Source organism: Rhodococcus sp. SB1D (assembly GCF_048573875.1).
Lineage (GTDB): Bacteria > Actinomycetota > Actinomycetes > Mycobacteriales > Mycobacteriaceae > Rhodococcus_F > Rhodococcus_F qingshengii.
This window is the reverse complement of the sequence record NZ_JBMAIQ010000003.1, coordinates 25,381-48,816: the sequence shown is the minus strand read 5'-3', so window position 1 is coordinate 48,816 and position 23,436 is coordinate 25,381. Positions and strand designations below refer to the sequence as shown.

General features: G+C 62.5%; 24 protein-coding genes. 17 read left to right on the top strand and 7 right to left on the bottom strand.

The window, feature by feature from the left end:
• The first annotated feature begins 184 nt into the window (after positions 1-184).
• From ACN50D_RS09015 to ACN50D_RS09000, 4 genes are all read left to right on the top strand, one after another.
• On the top strand, positions 185-1,576 hold the full coding sequence (locus tag ACN50D_RS09015; RefSeq protein WP_030536042.1) for an MFS transporter: 1,392 nt from the start codon (positions 185-187) through the stop codon (positions 1,574-1,576).
• A 68-nt stretch (positions 1,577-1,644) separates the two neighbouring features.
• Positions 1,645-2,319 (top strand): TetR/AcrR family transcriptional regulator, encoded by a 675-nt coding sequence (locus ACN50D_RS09010; protein ID WP_211921666.1) that lies wholly within the window; start codon positions 1,645-1,647, stop codon positions 2,317-2,319.
• Positions 2,320-2,357: 38 nt separating this feature from the next.
• The gene (locus ACN50D_RS09005) at positions 2,358-2,990 is read left to right on the top strand and encodes an HAD family hydrolase (protein ID WP_007730818.1); all 633 of its coding nucleotides are present in this window, start codon (positions 2,358-2,360) and stop codon (positions 2,988-2,990) included.
• Positions 2,991-3,045: 55 nt separating this feature from the next.
• Positions 3,046-3,333, top strand: a complete 288-nt coding sequence (locus tag ACN50D_RS09000) for a putative quinol monooxygenase (protein WP_007730819.1) — start codon at positions 3,046-3,048, stop codon at positions 3,331-3,333.
• Positions 3,334-3,385: 52 nt separating this feature from the next.
• Here ACN50D_RS09000 and ACN50D_RS08995 read toward each other — a convergent pair whose 3' ends face one another.
• The gene (locus ACN50D_RS08995; RefSeq protein WP_007730820.1) at positions 3,386-4,888 is read right to left on the bottom strand and encodes a class I adenylate-forming enzyme family protein; all 1,503 of its coding nucleotides are present in this window, start codon (positions 4,886-4,888) and stop codon (positions 3,386-3,388) included.
• A 137-nt stretch (positions 4,889-5,025) separates the two neighbouring features.
• On the opposite strand from ACN50D_RS08995, the gene ACN50D_RS08990 reads away from it, so the two are divergent.
• Positions 5,026-5,706 carry a TetR/AcrR family transcriptional regulator gene (locus tag ACN50D_RS08990; RefSeq protein WP_007730821.1) on the top strand — a complete coding sequence of 227 codons (681 nt, stop codon included), beginning with the start codon at positions 5,026-5,028 and terminating at the stop codon, positions 5,704-5,706.
• A gap of 73 nt (positions 5,707-5,779) precedes the next feature.
• Here ACN50D_RS08990 and ACN50D_RS08985 read toward each other — a convergent pair whose 3' ends face one another.
• On the bottom strand, positions 5,780-6,256 hold the full coding sequence (locus ACN50D_RS08985; protein ID WP_003942878.1) for a MaoC family dehydratase: 477 nt from the start codon (positions 6,254-6,256) through the stop codon (positions 5,780-5,782).
• 157 nt (positions 6,257-6,413) lie between these two features.
• On the opposite strand from ACN50D_RS08985, the gene ACN50D_RS08980 reads away from it, so the two are divergent.
• The 12 genes from ACN50D_RS08980 to ACN50D_RS08925 all read left to right on the top strand — a co-directional run bounded on the left by ACN50D_RS08980 (position 6,414) and on the right by ACN50D_RS08925 (position 18,628).
• On the top strand, positions 6,414-7,235 hold the full coding sequence (locus ACN50D_RS08980) for an SDR family oxidoreductase (protein WP_003942864.1): 822 nt from the start codon (positions 6,414-6,416) through the stop codon (positions 7,233-7,235).
• On the top strand, positions 7,232-8,035 hold the full coding sequence (locus ACN50D_RS08975) for an enoyl-CoA hydratase-related protein (protein WP_003942852.1): 804 nt from the start codon (positions 7,232-7,234) through the stop codon (positions 8,033-8,035). Before ACN50D_RS08980 ends, ACN50D_RS08975 begins: the two co-directional genes overlap by 4 nt.
• Positions 8,022-9,242, top strand: coding sequence for an acyl-CoA dehydrogenase family protein (locus ACN50D_RS08970; RefSeq protein WP_019745701.1), 1,221 nt, complete (start codon positions 8,022-8,024; stop codon positions 9,240-9,242). The genes ACN50D_RS08975 and ACN50D_RS08970 overlap by 14 nt, the downstream gene beginning before the upstream one ends.
• Position 9,243: 1 nt before the next feature.
• Positions 9,244-10,026 (top strand): SDR family oxidoreductase, encoded by a 783-nt coding sequence (locus tag ACN50D_RS08965; RefSeq protein ID WP_211921664.1) that lies wholly within the window; start codon positions 9,244-9,246, stop codon positions 10,024-10,026.
• Positions 10,019-11,053, top strand: a complete 1,035-nt coding sequence (locus ACN50D_RS08960) for a phosphotransferase family protein (protein WP_039973187.1) — start codon at positions 10,019-10,021, stop codon at positions 11,051-11,053. The genes ACN50D_RS08965 and ACN50D_RS08960 overlap by 8 nt, the downstream gene beginning before the upstream one ends.
• Before the next feature lie 45 nt (positions 11,054-11,098).
• The gene (fabG, locus tag ACN50D_RS08955) at positions 11,099-11,857 is read left to right on the top strand and encodes a 3-oxoacyl-ACP reductase FabG (protein WP_083056388.1); all 759 of its coding nucleotides are present in this window, start codon (positions 11,099-11,101) and stop codon (positions 11,855-11,857) included.
• 34 nt (positions 11,858-11,891) lie between these two features.
• Positions 11,892-13,085, top strand: coding sequence for an acyl-CoA dehydrogenase family protein (locus tag ACN50D_RS08950; RefSeq protein WP_058226902.1), 1,194 nt, complete (start codon positions 11,892-11,894; stop codon positions 13,083-13,085).
• Complete coding sequence (locus tag ACN50D_RS08945; protein ID WP_042921584.1) at positions 13,082-14,179, top strand: acyl-CoA dehydrogenase family protein; 1,098 nt, start codon at positions 13,082-13,084, stop codon at positions 14,177-14,179. The genes ACN50D_RS08950 and ACN50D_RS08945 overlap by 4 nt, the downstream gene beginning before the upstream one ends.
• Positions 14,180-14,210: 31 nt before the next feature.
• On the top strand, positions 14,211-15,194 hold the full coding sequence (locus ACN50D_RS08940; protein ID WP_003943088.1) for an NADPH:quinone oxidoreductase family protein: 984 nt from the start codon (positions 14,211-14,213) through the stop codon (positions 15,192-15,194).
• A gap of 79 nt (positions 15,195-15,273) precedes the next feature.
• A complete protein-coding gene (locus ACN50D_RS08935) occupies positions 15,274-16,473 on the top strand; it encodes an acetyl-CoA C-acyltransferase (RefSeq protein WP_003943187.1) in 1,200 nt (399 codons plus the stop codon).
• Entirely contained in the window at positions 16,470-17,255 is a 786-nt protein-coding gene (locus ACN50D_RS08930) for a RhlG family 3-oxoacyl-ACP reductase (RefSeq protein WP_007730838.1), read from the top strand. The genes ACN50D_RS08935 and ACN50D_RS08930 overlap by 4 nt, the downstream gene beginning before the upstream one ends.
• A 173-nt stretch (positions 17,256-17,428) precedes the next feature.
• Entirely contained in the window at positions 17,429-18,628 is a 1,200-nt protein-coding gene (locus ACN50D_RS08925; protein WP_211921662.1) for a DUF4185 domain-containing protein, read from the top strand.
• Between the two features lie 6 nt (positions 18,629-18,634).
• Here the strand turns inward: ACN50D_RS08925 and ACN50D_RS08920 are convergent, their stop codons facing one another.
• The 5 genes from ACN50D_RS08920 to ACN50D_RS08900 all read right to left on the bottom strand — a co-directional run bounded on the left by ACN50D_RS08920 (position 18,635) and on the right by ACN50D_RS08900 (position 23,303).
• Complete coding sequence (locus ACN50D_RS08920) at positions 18,635-20,674, bottom strand: YhgE/Pip domain-containing protein (protein ID WP_211921660.1); 2,040 nt, start codon at positions 20,672-20,674, stop codon at positions 18,635-18,637.
• Positions 20,675-20,807: 133 nt separating this feature from the next.
• Positions 20,808-21,404, bottom strand: a complete 597-nt coding sequence (locus ACN50D_RS08915; RefSeq protein WP_047269425.1) for an SRPBCC domain-containing protein — start codon at positions 21,402-21,404, stop codon at positions 20,808-20,810.
• Positions 21,401-21,778 carry an ArsR/SmtB family transcription factor gene (locus ACN50D_RS08910; RefSeq protein WP_003942971.1) on the bottom strand — a complete coding sequence of 126 codons (378 nt, stop codon included), beginning with the start codon at positions 21,776-21,778 and terminating at the stop codon, positions 21,401-21,403. The genes ACN50D_RS08915 and ACN50D_RS08910 overlap by 4 nt, the downstream gene beginning before the upstream one ends.
• Before the next feature lie 61 nt (positions 21,779-21,839).
• Positions 21,840-22,523, bottom strand: a complete 684-nt coding sequence (locus ACN50D_RS08905) for a GntR family transcriptional regulator (RefSeq protein WP_003942830.1) — start codon at positions 22,521-22,523, stop codon at positions 21,840-21,842.
• 36 nt (positions 22,524-22,559) lie between these two features.
• Positions 22,560-23,303 carry an aspartate/glutamate racemase family protein gene (locus ACN50D_RS08900; protein ID WP_047269426.1) on the bottom strand — a complete coding sequence of 248 codons (744 nt, stop codon included), beginning with the start codon at positions 23,301-23,303 and terminating at the stop codon, positions 22,560-22,562.
• Between the last annotated feature and the right edge of the window lie 133 nt (positions 23,304-23,436).

Here is a 23,436-nt window from a genome sequence, read left to right as displayed (position 1 = left end):
GAGCATCGGTAGGGGATTTAGTCCCCTATGCGGCAATGCATTTCAGTGATTGACATCACTCTTTTTGTATCGCAGACTGATCGCAACGCCACAGAGTTGAAGTTGGTGTCAGTTTCTACTTCTGGCCCGGTTCCGCTTCTCAACTCCCGGCGCGACGAGCGTCCGACCCATCGAGGAGTAACCCATGACGAGATCGGCAGTGGATTCGAGCACGCAGGCAGGGGGCCTGTCCGATCAGGAACGGAAGAAGAAGAAGGCGCACCGCAAACTTCTCGGCGCGGGACTGCTCGGCAGTTCCATCGAGTGGTACGACTTCTTCTTGTACGGAACGGCTGCGGCACTGGTCTTTCCGCATGTGTTCTTCCCCGATTCATCCGCACTGATGGGCACATTGCTCTCGTTCAGTACGTTCTGGGCCGGCTTCGTTGCCCGCCCCATCGGCGGTTTGGTCGCCGGACACTTCGGCGACAAGTATGGGCGTAAGCCCGCTGTCGTCACCTGCCTGTTGCTGATGGCTGTCGCGACGTTCCTGATCGGCGCGATCCCGAGTGCTTCGGCAATCGGCGTCGTCGCTCCGATTCTTCTGGTGACACTGCGATTCATCCAAGGTCTCGCCTGCGGTGGCCAGTGGGGCGGAATCGTCCTTCTCCTCACCGAATCCGCGAGTCCCAAGAAGCGCGGATTCTCAGGCACTTTCGGTCAGATGGGTGTCTCGTTCGGTGTAGTGCTGGGCAACCTGGTCTTCCTCGTCGCGACCGCGACCATTTCCAATGATGCATTCCTGAGCTGGGGTTGGCGAGTTCCGTTCTTCGCCAGCGCGCTGCTCTTCCCTGTGGTTCTGTACATCCAGACGAAGGTCGAGGACACGCCGGAATTCCTCGAGTTGCAGGAAGACGCCAAGAAGAACCAAAAGGACGTCGTCGTTCAGGCTCCACTGGCGCAGGCGCTCAAGGATCACTGGCGCAAGATTCTGCTCGGTTGCGGACTTCTGGCCGCCACCAATGCACTATTCTACATCAGCATCGCCGGCGTGCTCAGCTACGGCACAACCGAACTGGGGTTGAAGCGGAACTCACTGCTCATCATCTCGCTCCTGAGCGCGTTGCTGACAGTCGGCGTGGTGCTGTGGTCCGGGAAGATGTCCGACAAGATCGGTCGTCGTCCGATGATCCTGATCGGCGCCGCGGCGATCGTGGTCTGGGCATTCCCGTACTTCTGGTTGATCAACACCAAGTCCCTGCCGCTGTTCTTCATCGCGGTGACGGTTGGCAGCGTGTTCCAGTCGATGACCTACGGGCCGATCGCGGCATACATGGGTGAGCTGTTCGCACCCAACGTGCGCTACTCGGCAGCATCGTTGGCCTACCAGTTGGCTGCGATCACGGTCAGCGGTGGCACTCCGTTCATCATGACAGCACTTATCGCGAAGACCGGAACCACGACATGGGTTGCCGTGTTCGTAGCCCTCATGGGCTTGGTGACCTTCTTCAGTGCCTGGGTGCTGAAAGAGACCAACCCGAAGGAAGTTCGGGACGATCCGAACGCAATTCCGGGCGCGCACCTGTACGCCAAGTAACTCTTTCGGTTTCGAGCAGACGCCCGCTATCGGTCACCGGTAGCGGGCGTCTGACGTATAACTGGAGCATGGCTGCAGCACGCACAGGCTCCGAAGATGCTTTGTCGACAGTGTCACGGGAACTCCCCTCCACTCAGCGTGGTTTGCGTACGCGGCGAGCGTTGATCGATGCGGCCCGCACCGTTTTCGAACGGTCCGGCTATCTGGACTCGCGGCTGATCGACATCACTGTAGAGGCGCAGTGCTCGGCCGGTACCTTCTACACCTACTTCGCGAGCAAGGAAGAGATCTTCGCGGCAGTGATGGAGTTGGCGCGCGAAGACATGATGCATCCGGGTATGCCGCACTCTCCGAAAGGCGCGGATCCTGCTGAGGTCATCGCGGCGAGTAACCGCGCGTACCTCGAGGCGTACCGACGGAACGCGAAGCTGATGGGACTGCTCGAGCAGGTAGCAAGCATCGATCCGGAGTTCCGGGTTCTCCGCCTCGAGCGTGCTGACGCGTTTGTTCGACGCAACGCGCGCAGTATCGAGAAGCTGCAGAAGGCCGGACTGGCGGACGCGAATCTGGATCCGCTACTGACGTCTCGGGCACTCTCCGGGATGATCAGTCGACTTGCGTTCGGGTACTTCGTATCCCGCGGCGGCGAGGACGGCGCCGCCGGAGTGACCTTCGACGGTCTGCTCGATACCGTCAACCGGTTGTGGATCAACACTTTGCAATTCTCGCTACGCCGAAATTGATGTTGACGCCGGGTTCATGTTTGGTGTCTGATGGAGCAATGACACCCACGCGTACGGCAGTGCTCGTCGATTTCGGTGGAGTTCTCACCTCCAGTGTGCTGCGAGCCTTCGAAGATTTCGGAGCCTCGCTTGGGGGCGACCCACGACTTCCGTTGACCCTGCTCTCCCGCGACGACGTCTCGAAGCGACTGCTCTCCGATCACGAATCCGGAAAGATCGACCAGGAGGCCTTCGAAGCAGGATTCGGGGAACGGCTACGAGCGCACGGCGCCGTCGTGGACAGCGAAGGATTGGTCGACCGTATGCAGGCCGGGCTTGTCCGAGACGAAGAGATGGTGCGACTGATTGCGGACGTCCGAGCGGCGGGTCACCCTGTTGCGCTCGTGTCCAATGCTTTCGGGCGTGATTGCTACGCGGGTTTTGTGCTCGAGGACCTCGCCGACGAAGTGGTGATCTCCTCGGAAGTCGGGATTCGTAAGCCCTCTCGTCAGATCTACACCATCGCGTGCGAGCGGCTGGGTGTTGCGCCCGAAGGCGCCGTGATGATCGACGACCTGCAACAGAACCTCGACGGCGCGGCACGATTGGGGATCGCCGGCATTCTCCACACCGATGCGGAAAGCACTCGCAGTCAGTTGGAATCGACGTTCGGACTACTGCCCATGCAGTGAAACTGTAGGTTCTCGGTAACACTCGAATACTGCTGGAACACTTTTGGAGGAATGAATGATTGCTGTCATCGCGGATATCACCGTCAAAGACGGAAGCGGCGAACAGTTCGAAGCCGTAGTCGCCGAACTTGCCGAGAAGGTGCGCACGGAAGAGCCCGGAACGGTTCTGTATCAACTGATCCGCTCGAAGACGGATACGAATTCGTACAAGTTCATGGAGCTGTATCAAGACAGTGCTGCGATCAAGGCCCATGGATCGTCCGAGCATTTCCAGGCCGCGGGAAAGGCGATGGCGCCCTTCCTCGCAGGCGCCCCGCAGATCGAATACTTCGACGCACTCTGAGCGCATGGACAGGTGAACCCCGGCGAAATCTCGCCGGGGTTCACCTGTGTTTTCAGTTCTGCTTCTGGGCGAGGAGTTCAGTGCGGTCGATCGATCGCTTGAGGATCTTTCCCGTCGAACCCTTCGGGAGCGCGTCGATGAACTGGACCACCCGCGGAATCTTATAGGCGGACAGACGTTCCCGAGCCCACGAGGTGACGTCATCTGCTTCGAGGTCGGAGCCTGGGCGAACGGCCACCACCGCCGCAACCTCCTCGCCGTAGTAGTCGTCGGGTATACCGATCACCGCGGCCTCGATGATGTCGGGGTGCTGGTAGAGCACCTCTTCGACCTCGCCTGGATAGACGTTGTATCCACCGCGGATGATGAGGTCCTTGACGCGGTCGACGATGCGAAGGTCACCGTCGGCGTCGGTCTCGCCGAGGTCTCCGGTGCGGAACCATCCGTCGTCGGACAGGACGGCGGCCGTGTCGGCCGGGCGCTTCCAGTAGCCCTTCATGACCGTCGGTCCTTTGATGAATACCTCGCCCACTGTGCCTGCCTGGCAGACATTTCCGTCGTGATCACGGACCTCGACCTCGGTGCGCGGTACGGCGCGGCCGGTGTATCCGATCTTTGCGACGCGGTCGATGCTGTTGAAAGTTCCGAATGCGCTCGTCTCGGTCAGGCCGTAGCCCTCGAGGATTGTGCAGTTGAACCGTGCTTCGAAGGCGCGAGCGACTTCACCGGGAAGTGATGCGCCACCGGAGATTGCGATCCGCAGTTGTTCGAAGTCGGAGCTGTCCACGTCGGCTGCGGCGTGCAGCATGGCATTCCACATGGTGGGGACGCCCGCCATGATGGTGAGCTTGTCCCGGCGCACCAGATCGAGCATGGCGGCCGGGTCGAACCGGGCGAGCAGGGATAGTGATCCGCCGCCGGTGAAGGTTGCCATCATGACCGAACCCTGGCCGAAGATGTGAAAGAGCGGCAGTCCGGTACCGGTGCGGTCCGAGGGATTTCCGCGGCTGCTCTCGGCGCCGATCTCACCGGCAGACAACAGATTCCCGACCGTCAGCTGAGCGCCCTTCGGACGTCCGGTGGTACCGGAGGTGTAGAGAATCGCCGTGGTGTCCGCTGTGTCGCGGTCGACCACCGTTGCCGGTGGATGGTCGGCCTTCGCCGATTCTTCGGTGAGCGTCCACACCGGGACGCCGCGCGCACTCCCTGCATCCTGAACTGCGGGACCGAGCTGGTGCCAGGCGATCGCCAGCGAAATCTCGGCGTCGTCCAGTACGTACTCGACTTCGGGTTGCGCCGACATCGTGTTGATGGGCACCACGACACAACCTGCAGCCTGAATCCCCATGTACGCCACGATGAATTCAGGCACCGACGGCGCCGCGAGCAGAACCCGGTCGCCGATGCTCAACCCTTCGTCGCGAATGCGGCCGGCAAACGCCAGAGACGCGTCGTGGAGCTGTCGGTATGTCCAATGATTATCCGTGCCGCGAATTGCAATATTTTCCGGAGTGGCTTCCGCGTGACGGGTCACCGGGTCGAGAACGCTAACCATGGTTCTGCCTTTCGGGAGGAATCGACCGATTGTGTGTCCTGGGTCTCACCAGAGCGTACACTTGAATCCGGCGTCAACATCGAGTCTGCTGGGATTGTCCCGAAAATGATGTTGATCGGAAGGATGAGGAGCGCACCGTGCTCGACGACGAATCGCGAATTGCCGCCTTACCGGTGGCTCCGCCCGCGCTGCTCCGGGATCGACCGACCACCGAGCGGGGGACACGCACGCGTGCGGCATTGGTTGCTGCTGCCCGTAAGGTTTTCGAGCGCAGTGGCTATCTCGATGCACGTTTGATCGACATCGCAAAAGAAGCCGGTTGCGCGACGGGATCGTTCTACACGTACTTCGCGAACAAGGAAGAGGTGTTCGCCGCCGTCCTCGAGGTCGCGCGAGACGACATGATGCACCCGGGCATGGGACGCGTTGCGAGCGCGGACGATCCGTACGCCGTGCTCGAGGCAAGTAATCGAGCGTATCTGGCCGCGTATCAACGCAATGCGAAGTTGATGGGGCTCATGGAGCAGGTAGCTCACATCGACCCGGAGTTCCGGAAGTTCCGCAGCGAGCGTGCCAATGCGTTCATACGCCGTAATGCCCGCGGGATTGCAGATCTGCAGTCCCGCGGCATCGCGGACACGACGCTGGATCCGATGACGGCGTCGATTGCTCTGTCCGGCATGGTGAGTCGACTCGCCTACAGTCTGTTCACCCTTCGTGAGGGTGAGGTGGACGGGCGTTCACCGGAGTTCGATCAGATTGTCGCCACTGTGACCGATCTGTGGGCGAACGCTCTGAAGTTCCCCGACCGTCTCTGACGAGGTGGGCCGCCCCGGCTGCATCGATGTTCGAGCGGCCGGGCGTCCCAGTCTCGGTTCAGCTCTTTTCGGTTCAGCTCTTTTCGACGACGCGAGCGACGGATTCGGCGACCACGACGGGCTTGTCGGAACCCTCGCGCTCGACCACCTGGCTCATCTTCACTTGGATTCCGCCGGGCAACTGCTCCGCGGACACGACGGTTGCGCGCATCCGGACCCGGGATCCCACGGGAACGGGAGCGGGGAAGCGAACCTTGTCGTAGCCGTAATTGAGGCTGTGGGCGAAGCCGTCGAAGTGGATGAGTTGGTAGGAGAACTGGGGTCCCAGTGAGAGGCTGAAGAGTCCGTGCGCGATCGTGCTGCCGAGCGGGCTCGATGCGGCTCGTTCCGGGTCGACATGAATCCACTGATGATCGTTTGTGGCTTCGGCGAACGCGTTGATGCGCTCCTGGGTGATGTCGTACCACTCCGTCGGGCCAAGTTCCTGGCCGATGAGCTTCTCGAGCTCGGCGAAGGTGGACGGGCGGACGGGCAATTGGTTTTCAGTCATCGTTATCCCTTTACTCGCAGTTCAGGAGGACGGAACGGGCCGTTCGGGTGACCGTCGCGATTCGACGGTTGAAACTGACGCCGGATTCAACTATACATGAGGGGAGACGTGGATCACTGTCAGCGCGTAGGTATGACGCAAGCGAGAGGAATCGCTCATGAAGGTTGCCCAGAAGGTAGCAATTGTCACCGGTGGCGGCGGGGGAATCGGCGGTGCACTGGCCGAGCGACTGGCTGCCGAGGGTGCTCGCGTCGTAGTGGCTGACCTGGACGGGGCAGCAGCTTCGGCAGTAGCAGAGGCGATCAACGCGGAGCGTCCCGGAGCGGCCGTGTCTGCCGGTGGCGACGTCTCCGACGAGACGGTCATTGCGGGCCTGATCGCGCAGGCGGAAAAGGAATTCGGCCCGGTCGACCTCTACTTCGCCAATGCCGGCGTTACCGGTGGCATGGGCCTCGACATCAGTGAAGACGTCTGGGACACGACGATCGACGTCAACGTTCGCGCCCACATTCGCGCTGCCAGGCTCCTCGTCCCCGGCTGGACGGAGCGCGGGGAGGGCTACTTCATCAGCACGGCCTCTGCGGCCGGCTTGCTCAGTCAGGTCGGGTCCGCCGCGTACTCGGTGACCAAACATGCCGCGGTCGCGTTTGCCGAGTGGCTCTCGATCACCTACGGAGATCAGGGTGTTCGCGTCAGTTGCTTGTGCCCGATGGGCGTCAACACCAAGCTTCTCTACGAAGGTGAGAACTCCGGCGATCCGGTCGGCAAGGCCGCAACCGGAGCCGTGCTTGCGGCAGGCAATGTTCTCGAGCCTGCCGAATGCGCCGAAATCGTTCTTGCGGCAGTGGATGCCGAAGAATTTCTCATCCTTCCGCACAAGAACGTGCTGGACATGTACCGGCAGAAGGGCGCCGACTACGACCGTTGGCTGCGCGGGATGCGCCGGTACCAGGCGTCGCTCCTCGCGGGAACACGATGACCGAGGAACTCGTCCTCTCCGAGCAGAGAGGAGCGGTGCTGGTTCTGACATTCAATCGGCCCCGCGTTCTCAACGCGTGGACCAACGAGCTCGAAGATCAGTACTACGACTTTCTGGCCGTGGCAGACGAAGATCCCAGTGTCCGAGCAATTGTTGTCACCGGCTCCGGCCGAGGATTCTGCTCGGGGGCTGACCTCGGCAATTTGAAGAACGTCGGCGAAGTCTCCGAAAGTGATCTTGTCCGGCCGCGAGACCGTCATTTCCCGACCACCATCCGCAAGCCGCTGATCGCTGCCGTCAACGGCGTCGCCGCCGGGCTCGGAATGGTCGAGGCTTTGTACTGCGACGTTCGTTTCGGTTCGAGCGCAACACGATTCACTACCGCGTTCGCGCGTCGAGGCCTGATTGCGGAGTACGGCATCTCCTGGATGTTGCCCCGCTTGGTCGGGCACAGTCGAGCAGTCGATCTTCTGCTTTCCAGCCGGATGGTGGACGCCGACGAGGCGTACCGCATCGGTCTGATCGACCACCTGGTCACCGGCGGTGACGTTCTGGATGCGGCGATTGCTTACGCCGAGGACATCGCGGCGAACTGCTCGCCGACGTCCCTCTCCGTCATCAAATCGCAGATGAGTGCCGACGCGCACTCGACCTTCACCGATTCCGCCAGGCGTGCGGAATCGCTGATGCTGAACGCATTTCACGGCCCGGATGTCGTCGAGGGTGTCAACAGCCATCTCGAACATCGAGCCCCCAATTTTCCTTCCCTCTCTGTCAGGAGTTCACATGTCAGTGTTTGAGTTCTCGGATCGCACCAAGAAGTACCAGGCCGAACTGCTCGATTTCATGGACAAGCACGTTTACCCGGCCGAAGCGGTCTACGAAGAGCAGATGCGTGAGTCCGGTAACCCGCACTTTCAGCCGCCGATCATCGACGACTTGAAGAAGGAAGCCAAGGCCCGCGGGCTGTGGAACCTCTTCCATCCCCATCCCGAATGGGGCCCCGGCCTGACCAACCTGGAATACGCACCGCTCGCGGAGATCATGGGCCGCAGCCACCTGGCCTCCGAGGCCACCAACTGCGCCGCTCCGGACACGGGAAACATGGAGGTGCTCACGCTCTTCGGCACCGACGAGCACAAGGAGAAGTACCTCAAGCCGCTTCTCGAAGGCGAAATTCGTTCCGCTTTCGCGATGACCGAGCCCGAGGTTGCCAGCTCCGACGCCACCAACATCCAGCTCCGTATGGACCGTGACGGCGACGAGTACGTGCTGAACGGCCGTAAGTGGTTCGCTTCCAACGCCTTGCACCAGAACTGCAAGGTTCTGATCGTCATGGGTAAGACCGACTTCAATGCCGCCACCCACCGTCAGCAGTCGATGATGGTCGTGCCGATCGATGCTCCCGGCGTCACGATCCTGCGCAACCTGCCGGTTTTCGGCTACCAGGACCGCGAAGGACACGGCGAGATCACTTTCGAGGACGTGCGCGTCCCGGCCAAGGACATTCTCGCCGGTGAGGGTGAAGGATTCGCGATCAGCCAGGCCCGCCTCGGCCCCGGCCGCATCCACCACTGCATGCGTGCAATCGGAATGGCCGAGCGCGCACTGGAACTGATGTGCAAGCGCGCATCCACCCGCATCACCTTCGGGAAGCCCGTCAGTGACAACGCGAATATCCAGGACTGGATCGCCGAGGCTCGTATCGACATCGAGATGGTTCGACTCCTCACACTCAAGGCCGCACACATGATGGACACGGTGGGCAACAAGGAAGCGCGCACCGAGATCGCAGCTATCAAGGTTGCGGCACCGAACATCGCGCTCAAGATCATCGACCGCGCCATCCAGGTTCACGGCGGTGGCGGCGTCACCGACGACTTCCCGCTCGCGATGGCTTACGCCCACATGCGCACCCTTCGCCTGGCCGACGGCCCGGACGAGGTGCACAAGCGCGCCATCGCCAAGCAGGAACTGCGCAAGTACCGCGAAGTCAAGGCGAACTGACATGGCAGGACTGGATCTCACCGGTAAGACGGCAATCGTCACAGGCGCATCGCGGGGCATCGGCCTCACGACCGCGCAGGCGATTGCGGCGGCGGGCGGAAACGTCGTACTGACTTCGCGCTCACAGGAATCCGCAGATGCGGCTGCCGCGCAGGTGAACGGCAACGCGATCGGCGTCGGCGCTCACGCGACGGACGAGGATGCTGCACGCAAGTGCGTCGAGCAGACGATCGAGCGTTTCGGCAGTCTCGACATCTTGGTGAACAACGCGGGCACCAACCCGTCGTTCGGGCCGATCATCAACCAGGATCACTCGCGCTTCGCCAAGACTTTCGACGTCAACGTGTGGGCTCCAGTCCTGTGGACCGGCCTCGCAGCGCGGGCCTGGATGGGCGAGCACGGTGGTTCCGTGGTCAACACCGCTTCGATCGGCGGCATGGCGTTCGAGGCGGGAATCGGTACGTACAACGCGTCGAAGGCTGCTCTGATCCACATCACCAAGCAGTTGGCGCTCGAGTTGTCACCGAAGATTCGTGTCAACGCCGTTGCGCCGGGAGTGGTGAGAACCAAACTCGCCGAAGCTCTGTGGAAAGAACACGAAGAAGCGGTGTCCGCGTCGACTGCTCTCGGACGCATCGGTGAACCCGAGGACGTGGCCGCTGCCATTGCCTTCCTGGTTTCGGATGCAGCCCAGTGGATCACCGGCGAGATCATGACCATCGACGGTGGCCAGTTGTTGGGTGACGCACTCCCGTTCCGGCAGGGAGCGTCCGTCGGTGGCTAGCGTCGGAGTAGTGGGACTCGATACCGAAGCGGTCACCGGGTGGATCGCAGGCCTGGGGATCGACTTTTCCGGGCCGTTGTCCTTCGATCGAATCGGCTTGGGGCAGTCGAATCTCACGTACCTGGTTCGCGATCAGGACGGCAATCGCTGGGTGCTACGACGCCCACCGCTGGGGCATCTGCTGGCCTCGGCTCACGACGTGGCGCGTGAGGCTCGAATCCTGAGCGCTCTCGAATCCACCGACGTGCCATCGCCGCGAGTATTCGGGTTGACCGAGGATCCTGCCGTCACCGAAGTTCCGCTGCTCCTCATGGAATTCGTGGACGGCGAAGTGGTGGACCGAATGCCTCTTGCGGAGGCGTTGTCGGAAGATCGTCGCCGGGCAATCGGAATCTCGCTCGCTCAGACGCTGGCGAAGATACACGCCGTCGACCTCGAGCAGGCCGGTCTCGACGACTTGGCAAGTCACAAGCCCTACGCCGCGCGGCAGCTGAAGCGGTGGGGTGGTCAGTGGGAACAGTCGAAGACGCGGGAATGCCCTGATCTCGACGATCTCACCCGACGCCTGATTGCAGCCCAGCCGGATCACACTGAAACCACGTTGGTGCACGGCGACTTTCACCTACGCAATGTGATCACCTCGGCGAGCAACGGCGAAGTTGTCGCGGCCCTCGACTGGGAACTGTGCACACTCGGTGATCCGTTGGCGGACGTCGGAAGCTTGTTGGCGTACTGGCCGGCGGCTGGTGAGAATACCGGCGGCGATTTCCCGGCATCGGCACTCCCGGGATTCCCCTCGCGAGAGGAGATCTCCCGGATCTATCTCGAGGCCACCGGACGGGATCCTGCTGCGCTGAAGTTCTGGCACACGTTGGGACTGTGGAAGATTGCCGTGATCGCCGAGGGCGTGATGCGTCGCGCCCGCGACGAACCGCAGAATGCCGCCGAGAGCGGAACTCCCACCGTGGAACGTATTGACGCCTTGGTCGCCAAAGCCAGGGAAATTGCAGATCAGGCCGGGATCTGACGAGATCGTCCGGTGTCCGTCGAATCACGAAAGTATGGAGGGCCAGTGAGCCAGGAACGTAGAACCGCAATTGTCACGGGTGCAGCACGCGGAATCGGTGCGGCAGTAGCGAAGCGACTGTCGGAAGACGGTTTTGCCGTCGCCGTGCTCGACCTCGACGAAGCGGCGTGTGCGGGAACCGTCGACGCGATCAAGGCCGCAGGCGGACAGGCGCTGGCCGTCGGCGCTGACGTCTCCGACGAGGCTTCGGTTGCTGCAGCAGTGGATCGTGTGGCCGCCGAACTGGGTGCACCCACCGTACTGATCAACAATGCCGGCATCACTCGCGACAACCTTCTGTTCAAGATGAGCGTTGCCGAGTGGGATTCGGTGATGAACGTCCACCTGCGCGGAGCGTTCCTCATGTCGCGTGCGGTGCAGAAGTACATGGTGGAAGCGAAGTTCGGCCGCATCGTGAACCTCTCGAGCACGTCGGCTCTCGGCAACCGCGGACAGGTCAACTACTCCGCAGCCAAGGCCGGCATGCAGGGATTCACCAAGACATTGGCCTTCGAGCTGGGCAAGTTCGGCGTCACCGCCAACGCCATTGCACCCGGATTCATCGAAACCGAGATGACCGCCGCAACGGCCGAGCGCATGGGCGTCGGCTTCGACGACTTCAAGACCGCTGCCGCTTCGCAGATCCCGGTCAACCGTGTCGGTCAGCCCGAGGACATCGCGCACACCGCGTCGTTCTTCGTCAGCGAAGGCGCGGGCTTCGTTTCCGGTCAGGTCGTCTACGTCGCCGGTGGACCGAAGGACTGACCGTCCGCTCACCGCTCGAACCGAAGGAATGGGCATGGCTTTCGACGAAGAGGCAGTATCGCGTGATCTCACCGAAAAGGTGAACACGCTTCTCGCGGAGAACGATCCGAACAGCGTGTCGGTATCGGACTTCCTCGGCGCACGATTCGACGCCGGACTGGCGTGGGTTCATTTCCCCGAAGGTCATGGGGGACTCGGTGTACCGCAGAGCTTTCAGCGTCAGGTGAACGCTCAGCTGGAGGCCGCCGGTGCACCGGGCCCGGCCACCGGCAAGAACGGGATCGGACTGGGCATGGCGGCACCGACCATCGCTGCCTTCGGCACCGAGGAGCAGAAGCAGAAGTTCCTGCGCCCGTTGTGGACTGCGGAGACGGTCTACTGCCAGCTGTTCAGTGAACCGGGCGCAGGGTCGGACCTCGCGGCCGTTGCTACCCGCGCCGTCCGCGACGGCGAAGACTGGATAGTCAACGGGCAGAAGGTATGGACGTCGGGCGCGCAGAATGCGCAGCTGGCGATTCTCGTGGCCAGGACCGATCCGTCACGTTCCAAGCACGCGGGTCTGAGCTACTTCATCTGCGACATGACCGATCCGGGCGTCGATGTCCGGCCGCTGCGTCAGATCACCGGCGAGGCCGAATTCAACGAGGTATTCCTCACGGACGTCAGGATTCCGGACGCCAATCGCCTCGGAGCCGAAGGCCAGGGGTGGAAGGTTGCGACCACCACCCTGAACAACGAGCGTGTTGCCATCGGTTCGGGCGCACCGCGTGAGGGCGGCATGATCGGAAAGGTCGCTCAGGCCTGGCGTGACGAGCCCGAGCTGCGTAACCCGGCGATGCACGACGAGTTGATGCGACTCTGGACCGAATCCGAAGTTGCGCGTCTGACCGGGGAGCGACTGCGCCAGCAGCTCGCCGCCGGCCAGCCCGGCCCCGAAGGCTCGGGAATGAAGCTCGCGTTTGCCGGTTTGGCCCAGCAGATTTCTGGATTCGACCTCGAACTGCACGGCGAAGCCGGTCTGCGCTACGACGACTGGACACTGCGTCGACCGGATTCCGTCGACTTCACCGGGCGTGAACCCGGATACCGGTACCTGCGAGCCAAGGGCAATTCGATCGAGGGCGGAACGTCGGAGATCCTGCGCAACGTCATCGCAGAACGTGTACTCGGGTTGCCGCCCGAGCATCGCGTCGACAAGGACATCGCCTGGAAGGACCTACCCCGATGAGCGCCGATCTGCTGTACTCCGAGACCGAACAAGATCTGCGAGCCAGCGTCAGACGACTGCTGAGCGAGCGGGCCGGCGCCGACACCGTGGTCACGGCGTACGACGACGTGTCCGCCGACTTCACCGGGCTGTGGAAGTCGCTGGCGTCGGAACTCGGTTTGGCGGGACTGCTGGTACCCGAGGAACTGGGCGGGGCAGGTGCGTCGACGCGTGAGGCGGCGGTCGTGATGGAGGAGATCGGACGTGCGGTCGCTCCCGTTCCGTTCTTCACCAGCGCGGTGCTGGCGACGACGGCGTTGCTGAAGGCCGGCGAGACCGAGGTGCTCGGTCAATTGGCAGCGGGGGATTCGACGGCTGCTCTGGTCGTCCCGTTGTCCACTGCACCAGGAACTTTCACACCTACTGTCAAGGCAACGGCGAGTGGACTCGTCGGCAGCGTCACGACGGTTGCCGGCGTCGCCGAGTCCGATGTTCTTGTTGTTCCGGTTGCCGGTGAGAGCGGCCTGGAGCTGCATACCGTTCGGATCGCCGACGCTACCGTCACGCCGGTTCTGTCCCTGGACATGACGCGCCGATTGGCGGACGTCGAGTTCTCGGGTTCGTCGTCGGTCCGTGTCGACAGCGGCAATGCGGCGCAAGCGGTTGAGGAAGCGTTGCTCTGCGGAAGCGCACTTCTGGCGTCCGAACAGTTCGCTGTAGCTCAGTGGTGCCTCGAAACGACTCTCGCGTATGTGAAGGAGCGCAAGCAGTTCGGCCGGGCGATCGGTTCGTACCAGGCGATCAAGCACCGCCTCGCCGATCTCTGGCTCGAAGTCAGCTCTTCGGGCGCGGCAGCACGCTATGCGGCGGACACCTATTCACGCGGCGACGCCGATGCGGCGATCGCAGCGACGGTGGCCCAGGCATTCTGCAGCGGCGTCGCGGTTCATGCTGCGGAGGAGTGCGTCCAACTTCATGGTGGTATCGGAATGACGTGGGAGTATCCGGCGCACCTGTACCTCAAACGGGCGAAGAGCGATCAGCTGTCGCTGGGAACCGCGTATCAGCATCGGGCACGCCTCGCCGAGTTGGTCGACCTCCCGATCTCGTCCTGAAACTCACCCACTATCTGTCTGGAGAATTGCTGTGAAGGCTTGGCGCGTCAACGAACTCGGTCAACCCCGCGATGTGCTCGCGTTGGAGGAGACCGCGGATCCCACCCCGAATGCGACGGAGATGTTGGTCAAGGTGCTGGCGGCTCCGGCCAACTTCCCCGACGTCCTCATGTGCCGCGGTGAGTACCAGATCAAGCCGCCGCTGCCCTTCACACCCGGTGTCGAACTGTGTGGTGAAGTGGTCTCGGTCGGTGAATCGGTGACCAAATTCGCAGTGGGGGACCGGGTGATCGGTAATCCGAGTCTGCCGTCCGGCGGATTCGCCGAGTACTCGGTACTGGATCAGAACAACACGTTCCCGGCGCCGTCGGCTCTCGACGACGCGGAAGCATCCGCTCTGAGCATCGGCTATCAGACAGCGTGGTTCGCTCTGCATCGCCGCACCCAACTGCTCGAGGGTGAGACATTGTTGGTCCACGCTGCTGCGGGTGGTGTCGGTAGTGCGGCAGTGCAACTCGGCAAGGCGGCAGGCGCCAAGGTGATCGGTGTCGTCGGCGGCCCGGACAAGGCCGAGTACGCGCGCAAGCTCGGCGCCGACCTCGTCGTAGACCGTCACAGTGAGGACTTCGTGGCAGCGGTCAAGGAGTTCACCGGCGGCAAGGGCGCCGACGTGGTCTTCGATCCGGTCGGCGGCGACGCATACGCGAAGTCCACCAAGTGCATCGCCTTCGAGGGACGGATCGTCATCATCGGCTTCGCCGGTGGCACGATCCCGCAGCCGGCACTCAATCACGCTCTCATCAAGAACTATTCGATCATCGGACTGCACTGGGGGCTGTACAAGGCCTACAACCAGCAGGCCATCGACGACTGCCACGTCGAGCTCACCAGGCTCGCCGATGCCGGCTTGGTCAAACCACTGATCAGTGAGCGGTTGTCGTTGACGGACGTTGCCGACGGTATCGGTCGCCTCGGCGACGGCACCACTGTCGGTCGCGTCGTGTTCCAGCCCTGATTCTTGCTGTGCGCCTTTATTAACCCCCGGCGGTTAATAAAGGCGCACAGCACTTCGTGTTCGACGAAAGGATTCCCCGATGAGGCAAGCTGTCATCGTTTCCACCGCCCGTACCCCGATCGGTAAGGCGTACCGCGGCGCGTTCAACAACACTCAGGCTCAAGAGCTTGCTGCACATGCCATTTCGAATGCAGTTCAGCGCGCGGGCCTCGAGGGCGGCGAGGTCGAGGACGTCATCCTCGGCGCCGCGCTGCAGCAGGGCTCTTCCGGCGGCAACGTCGCGCGGCAAGCGGTACTGCGGGCCGGGCTTCCGGACTCGGTGTCCGGAATGACGATCGATCGTCAGTGCTCGTCCGGGCTCATGGCCATCGCGACCGCAGCAAAGCAGATCGTGGACGACGGAATGCAGATCGCGGTCGGCGGCGGAGTCGAATCGATCTCGTTGGTCCAGAACGATCACATGAACAACTTCCGCGCGGCTGATCCGTGGCTGAAGGAAAACAAGCCGTCGATCTACATGCCGATGCTGCACACGGCCGAGATCGTCGCCGAGCGCTACGGAGTCACCCGCGAGCAGCAGGACGAGTTCGCGCTCGTCTCCCAGCAGCGGACCGCAGCGGCCCAGGACGCAGGTCGGTTCGATCTCGAGATCGTCCCGCTGCCCTCGATCAAGCAGGTGCAGGACAAGGAGACCGGTGAGATCCGCAGCGAGTCCGTGACGCTGACCCGCGACGAAGGCAACCGCGCTTCCACCACGTTGGAAGGGCTGTCGAGTCTGCGACCGGTTCTGGCCGACGGGACTGTCAGTGCTCATTCGTCCATTACTGCGGGCAACTCGTCTCAGCTCTCCGACGGCGCTTCGGCGTCGGTGCTGATGGAGGCAGGCGAGGCGCAACGCCGCGGGTTGGCTCCTCTCGGTATCTACCGTGGCATGGCTGTCGCGGGTTGCGCTCCCGACGAGATGGGCATCGGACCGGTGTTCGCGATTCCGCGTCTGCTGGATCTTCACGGCCTGAAGGTCGACGACATCGATCTCTGGGAACTCAACGAGGCCTTCGCCTCTCAGGCCCTGTACTGCCGCGACAAGCTCGGGATCGATCCCGAGAAGTACAACGTCGACGGTGGCGGTATCTCCGTCGGCCATCCGTACGGAATGACGGGCGCTCGTCTGGTCGGCCATGCTCTTCTTGAAGGAAAACGGCGCGGAGCCAAGCTCGTGGTGGTGACCATGTGCATCGGCGGCGGTATGGGCGCTGCCGGGCTTTTCGAGGTCGCATGAGCTTGATCGAGGGACTGTTCGACGTCAGTGGCAAGACCGTTGTGGTCACCGGTGGATCACGCGGCATCGGATACATGATCGCTCGCGGGTTTGTCGAAGGCGGAGCGACGGTCGTCATTTCGGCCCGAAAAGCCGAAGCCTGTGACGAAGCCGCGCGAGAGCTTTCGGAGTTCGGCACCTGCATTTCGCATCCGGCCGATCTGTCCACGGACGAGGGGGTCGAGAGCCTCGCTGCGAAGGTCGCCGAGATTTCGCCGACGCTCGACGTACTGGTCAACAACGCCGGTGCCACGTGGGGAGCTCCCGTCGACGATTTTCCGGCCGCAGGCTTCGACAAGATTTTCGACATCAATGTCAAGGCAATCTTCCTCCTGACGCAGAAGCTGTTGCCGCAGTTGCGGTCTGCAGCCACGGCGGAAGATCCCGCGCGCGTGATCAATATCGGATCGATCGACGGACTCGTGGTGTCGGGTTCGGAGAACTTCTCGTACGGAGCCAGTAAGGCTGCGGTGCACATGTTGACGCGCAAGCTCGCGGCAACGCTTGCGGGGGAACAGATCACGGTCAATGCCATTGCGCCGGGCCCGTTCCCGTCGAAGATGATGGCATTCCTCCTCGAGGACGAACAGAGTGCAAAGGCTGTGGCGGACTCGGTCCCGTTGGGCCGGGTCGGAACTCCCCAGGATGCCGCAGGTCTTGCCATCTTCCTGGCTTCACGTGCCGGGGCTTATCTGACCGGCGCGGTGATTCCACTCGACGGCGGTGCGAGCGGAGCGCGCTGACCTACTGACCGATCTCCTCTGTCCCAAAAGGCCTGAAAGTCTGAACTACTATGACTTTCAGGCCTTTTCGTCCCTTTGTCTGATTGGGTTGTCTGTGACTGCAGTTGCTAGATTATCCGAGGTTCGGGGGGAACGACGACGACAACACCAACAATCCCGGCCTTGGGGGAGTCATGTTTCGCGCGGGGAGATCGTTGGGGGTGTTCGGGGTAGTTGCTGCTCTGGCAGCTGCTGCCGTCACGGTGGTGGCTTCGCCGGCGATGGCTGCGCCGGGATGCGTCGGAGTCAGTGGCGTCGGTAGTAGCGGTGGTCCGGCCAATGCGGCACCGTGGCTCAACGGCAACACCGGAGGGTTGCCAGGTCTGTCCGGTCGTACTGCCGCGATCGAAAAGGTCACCGGGACATACAGTCCAAACAAGACCGTTGATCGCTTCAATGTCCTGGGTACCGACCTGGGCATCATGTGGGACAACGGTGCGGGGCAGATTCTGACCGCTTTCGGCGATACCACCGGGCTCAGTCGTAACCCCGGCTGCGACGGTTTGGTGGGCGAGTGGCGAAGCAATGTACTCTTCCGCAGCTCGGATCGGGTACTGGCCGACGGTATGCGCATCGACAGTGCGCCGATGGACGGCACAGGTCAGGCGCGTGAGATCATTTCCGGTCTGAAGATTCCGGGTGTCGAGGCCTCCAGCATCCCCACGAGCGGCATCACAGTGAACGGTGTGCAGTATCTGAGCTACATGTCGGTGCGTAACTGGGGCGAGGCCGGGCAGTGGAGCACGAACTACTCGCAGATTGCCACCTCCTCGGACAACGGCGAAACGTGGACCACTCGTCCGGAAACTCTGCGCCCCAACATCGGTGGGGTTCTTCCCGCGGGTGTCGCCCCCGTCGCCGGTAGCGAGAACTTCCAGATGAGCTCGATGGTGAAGGACGGCGGGTTCGTCTACAACTACGGAACCCCCGCGGGACGATCCGGCGAGGTTCGACTTTCTCGCGCGTCCGAGGGTTCGATCCTCGATCTTTCCGCCTACGAGTACTGGAACGGAAGTGGCTGGGTCCGTGCCGATCCCGCTGCGGCCGTACCCGTCATGGACGGCCGCATCGGTGAGGTCTCCGTTCAGTACAACGAGTTCCTCGGCAAGTTCGTGGCGATGTACGCCGACGCGTTCAGTTCGATCGTGATGCGAACCGCTCCCAGTCCGGTCGGTCCGTGGACGGCACCGGAGACACTGGTCAATCTGGTCGAGGTTCCCGGTATCTACGCCGCATACATCCACCCGTGGTCCAGTGGTTCGGATCTGTACTTCCTTGCCACCACGTGGGCCGACTACAACGTCATGTTGATGCGTACGACGCTCGTTCGCTGATCCGGCTCACGCTTGCGTTTGCTGGAGGTACACGATCTCCTCGGTGATCGGCGCGTCGTCATCGGCGTCGGTCGGCGGTTCTTGTCGGCGGCGCCACCAGATGGTGAACAGGACGGCTCCGATCACCAAGGCAGCCAGAGCGATTACCGCCACCCAGAATTTCGGGCCGTAGTATCCGACAAGGACCATGCGCATGGCGTTGCGCGCCCACGTGAGTGGCATCAGAGCGTGCAGCCACTGCAGAACCGTCGGCATCTGTTCGATGGGGTATACCGCGCCGAAGGCGAAGATCTGAATCATCAAGGCGCCCAGAGCGATGAAGGTTCCGTTGACGGCACCGAACACAACGGTGAAGAGCCTGCCCGAGCTGACCGCGGCGGCACCCACCAGGATCATCACTGCGATCATCGCCAGAACACTAGGTGGTTCGACGTTTGCCACGGTCAGTGACACCACCGACAACACGAGCGCCGCGACCAAGGTGACCAGGGCGGGAATGCGGTAGCGGCGCAGCCCCTCACGTACCACGCTGGTGTGCGAGTTCAGTGAACGTCCGCGCCGTGGGCGGACGACGAACCACGTGAGAATTCCGCACAGGAACAGTGCCACCGAGATCACGGCAGGTACGGCTCCCGGCCCGAAACCGGCTGCGGGATAGTTGTTCCGCGCGTCGACGGCAACCGGGGAAGAGAGGAGATTGGCCGTGGTGGCGCGCTCGTCGTCCGTGAACTGCGGTACCTGGGCGGCACCGTCGGACAAACCGGTGGCGAGTTCCGCGCTGCCCGCGTCGAGCTCGCCGACGCCGGCCGATAGCTGCCCGAGACCGTCACGGAGCGCAATACTTCCAGTGTCCAACTGCCCCAGCCCGGTGGAGAGTTCCTGTGCACCGGTAGCGAGTTGGCCTGCGCCGTCGGACAGTTGGCCCAGGCCGGTGTTGAGTTCACCTGCACCGGCCGCGGCGGCAAGGAGCCCACCACGGTAGTCGCTGCTCGGATCAGTGAGCTGCCGCGAGATTTCCCGCGCGCCGTCGCGAAGCTGACCGAGCTGACCGATCACGTCGTCGTCCGACGGTTGTGCAGTCAGGGAAGCCCGCAGTCCACCCAGGGCTTCGACGAGTCCGCCGGAGACCGGATCGGCCGAGTTTCGAAGCATCGACGTGAGGGCGTCGATCTGACCGACGACGGCGTCCGAGGACCCCGCGAGGTCGAGTACCGGGGTGGTGACCATGTCGACCACTTCGCTGATCTGTCGGGCGCCTGCGCCGAGTTCGTCGGTGCCCCCGACCAACTGGTTGAGTCCGCTGCTCAGCTCGCCCGAGCCTGCAGCAGCTTCGCCAGCTCCGGCAGCCAGCTCGCCGGCTCCGGCGGCCAGCTCCTTGCCGCCCTGATTTGCTTCGCCCATGCCGGTGGCGAGTTCTTTGCTTCCGGCGTAGAGCTCGTTGGTTCCGGCGAGTGCCTCGGAGGATCCGTCGGAGAGTTGTTGCGCGCCAGCGGCTGCTTCACCGAATCCTGTTCCGAGTTCGCCCAACCCGACCAGCACCTGGTCGATGGACTGCTCACCGATCGACTCGGAGACCGCCGAGCGCACCTGAGCGATGATGCTTTCACCGACCGGGCCGGCGACCAGACTGTTGTAATCGTTGTACAAGACGTCGAGTTCGGCCTTGCGGCCCGAACCCGATGCGGCACTGGCCACATCCGCGCTGAAAGTCTTCGGAATGACGACAGAGAAGTAATAGGTGCCGTCGTTGACGCCGTCGGCGGCTTCCTGTTCCGAGACGACCTTCCATGCAACGTCTCCGCTCTCGACGAGCGCGGCAACAACTTCATCGCCGGCTTGCAGACGTGTTCCGTCGAGTTCTGTGCCCGCATCGGCGTTGACGATGGCGACGGGCAAGCGGTTGACCGTGTCGCCCGGATCCCACAGTGCCCACATGTAGAACGCCGCAATCGACAGCGGTGCGATGACGAGGACAGCGAGAACTGTCCGGATGATGTGCGTGCGTCGCGTCGTGGCCGCGTTGTCGACTACGGGTTGTGGCGCCATGTGGAGCTCTCTTCTCGTGGACCGAAGCAGGTGTGGCACGAAAGGAAGCCACCAAAACTGCTGGACATACGTCCAGCTCGGTCACGATACAAAGCAAACGGCAATCCTGTGACCGTTTTCGAAGAATTGGGCGTTATCGGCCGCCGTGCTCTGCCTCGATCTTTGCCCACTCCCACCCTCGGAAGTTGGCCAGACGAAGCTCCTCTGCTTCGTCGAAGGTGTACCACTCGGTGCTCGGCGCATCAGGGAGAGTGCCGCGCAAGTATTCGCCCAGGTAGTGAAGTGGGCCTTCCCAGCCGGTTCCGACGCCGTAGCAGCCGGTGTCCGGGTCGTTACGGAAGACATCGGCGACGGAGGCGTGCTCCAACTCGAGCCAGGTGGCGTCGGGGCCGTCGGCAGTCAGCCGGATCTCGACCTGATCGCTGTATCCACGATCGCCGGGCGGTGTCCACTGCAGTCGCAGCAGGTGTGGGGCGTCGCAGGCCAGGATCTCGCCACTTGCCTGGCCTTCGAAGGCGTACGAGCCGCCCACCTGGAAGTCTCCGCTCACCGGAAGGAAGAAGCGGTTGATGCGGTCAGGGGTCGTGATGGCATCCCAGACGTCGTCGACCGACGCGTTGTAGCGGCGCTTGAGTACGGCAGTTCGAGCCGAACCTTCTGCGATGTCGCGGTTACCCATGCTCCGCTCCACCGCGGTGAGGCTGGTGTCCTGGTTCGCGATCTCGGTCATTGTGAGTCTCCTTCGTCGGAAGAATTCGATTGTGAAGATCTGCTCCGCTTCGAGCCGCGTCGTTTCCCGCGTGCGAGTTCTGTGGCCAATGCGTCGAGAGGGCCGCTCCAGAACTGCCGGAATCCGTCGAGCCATTGGTCCACTTCTTGCAATGGCGCGGGCTCGACGGCATAGAGACGCCTGGTGCCTTCACTGCGGACGGTGGCGAATCCGTTTTCTCGGAGTACTCGCAGGTGTCCGGACGCGGTCGGTTGCGAGATTCCGAACTCCGCTGCCACGACTTCGGCGATCTGACCCGCCGAGCGCTCGCCGCCGGACAGGAGTTCCATGATTCGTCGCCGCACTGGGTCTCCCAGAACGTCGAATGCATGCACCCGTCATTTATATCGGCAATGACCAATATAGGCAAGCGCCGAAACTTGTACCCGGACTCGGTCAGTCCGAGAGCGCGAACTCGTCGGCGTCGAAAAGTTCGCCGATCAGCCCGCCGAGATGGCGTCGATGTTCGGCTGACAGCGTCGCTGCCGCCTCGGCATCGTGGTCTGCGCACAGCTTGATCAGCCTGTTGTGATGATCGACGGAGTCCTGGCTCCCGAGGAGGCTCGAGAACTTGCGGTAGTAGATGCGGTGAATTTGTGGGTGCACTTGGTGGATCAGCTTCTTCAACAGCGGATTCGCCGCAGCATCGATGATGACGCTGTGTAGGCGATCGTCAGCGGTCAGGGCTCGGCCTATGTCGTTTCGCTTGACGGCGGCAGCGAAGTCCTTGTTGGCCGAACGCATCGCCCCGATCATCTCGTCGGTGAGATTCGGTACAGCGGTGACGACGGCCAGTTGGTCGAGAGCTTCGATGACTGCGAGTGTTGCCTCGACGTCGCCGCGGTCGAGGGTGGTGATGCGCGTGTACGCACCGGGTTTCGCTTCCACGAGTCCGGTGTCGACCAGCCTTGCGAGCGCTTCGCGGACCGGAGTTCTGCTCAAGCCCAGATACTCGGCGAGTTCGCTGTCCTTGATCTTCGAGCCCGGCGCCAGTTCACCGGTGACGATCGCTTCGCGAATGCGTTCGAGAGCGATGTCGCTCATTCGTGCTCGCTCAACCGGTTTACCGCCACGCAACATACTGGATATCGTACTCTGCAGCCTCCCTGCTGCAGGTCAGCCCGAAACGACCATCGAAGGGTGTCTCCGGGCATCTGCAACCCGTCGGAGCAGAGCGCGGGCGAGAATTGTTGCCGGATCGATGATCTGACAGGTTGTGGCGTCGGCGGGCAGTCCGAGCGGAATCTCGGTGCATCCGGCCACGACGACCTGCGCGCCCGATTCGACGAGAAGATCAGCGGCCCTGACGAGCTTGTCGGTGGTCTCGTCTCCGACGTTGCCGCTCTTGATTGCTCGGATCGCCGGCATCACCAGTTCGTCCTGGATCGCAGGTCCGGGCACCAGGACGTCAATCGAGTATTCCGACAGCCATTGTTGATACAACCCGGTGCGGACCGTCCCCGTGGTGGCCAATAGTCCGACGGATGTGACGGCGGGTGAGAGCGTCCGGATATGCCGAGCGACTTCGTCGATCATGTGGACGACGGGAAGTCCCAGTTGGGACGAGATGGCGGGCAGGAAGGCGTGAGCGGTATTGCATGGGATGGCGAGCGTCGTCGCGCCCGACTCTCGGAGAACGCGCGCACCGCGGATCAGCCAGGGGGTGGGGTCAGGGCCGTTCTCGGTGAGTGCCAATGTCCGGTCGGGAACGGTGGGATCGGCCCAGATGACAACTTTGGGGTGCTCCTGATCCGTCGAACCTGGTGTCAGCGCAACGAGTTTGGAGTAAAAGTCGGCAGTAGCGGCGGGCCCCATGCCTCCGAGTATTCCGATGACGGGGTCGCTCGTGGCCATTCTCATGTGACAAGTACACCCTTCTGGAATCCAATATATTGGATTCTACGTCTTGGTGATCAGAGTGCGGGAAACGGCAAGTAGTTGTCAAGCGTGGCGCCGCCGCGACCGGCAGCAGAAAGGGCCATAGGCTTACAGG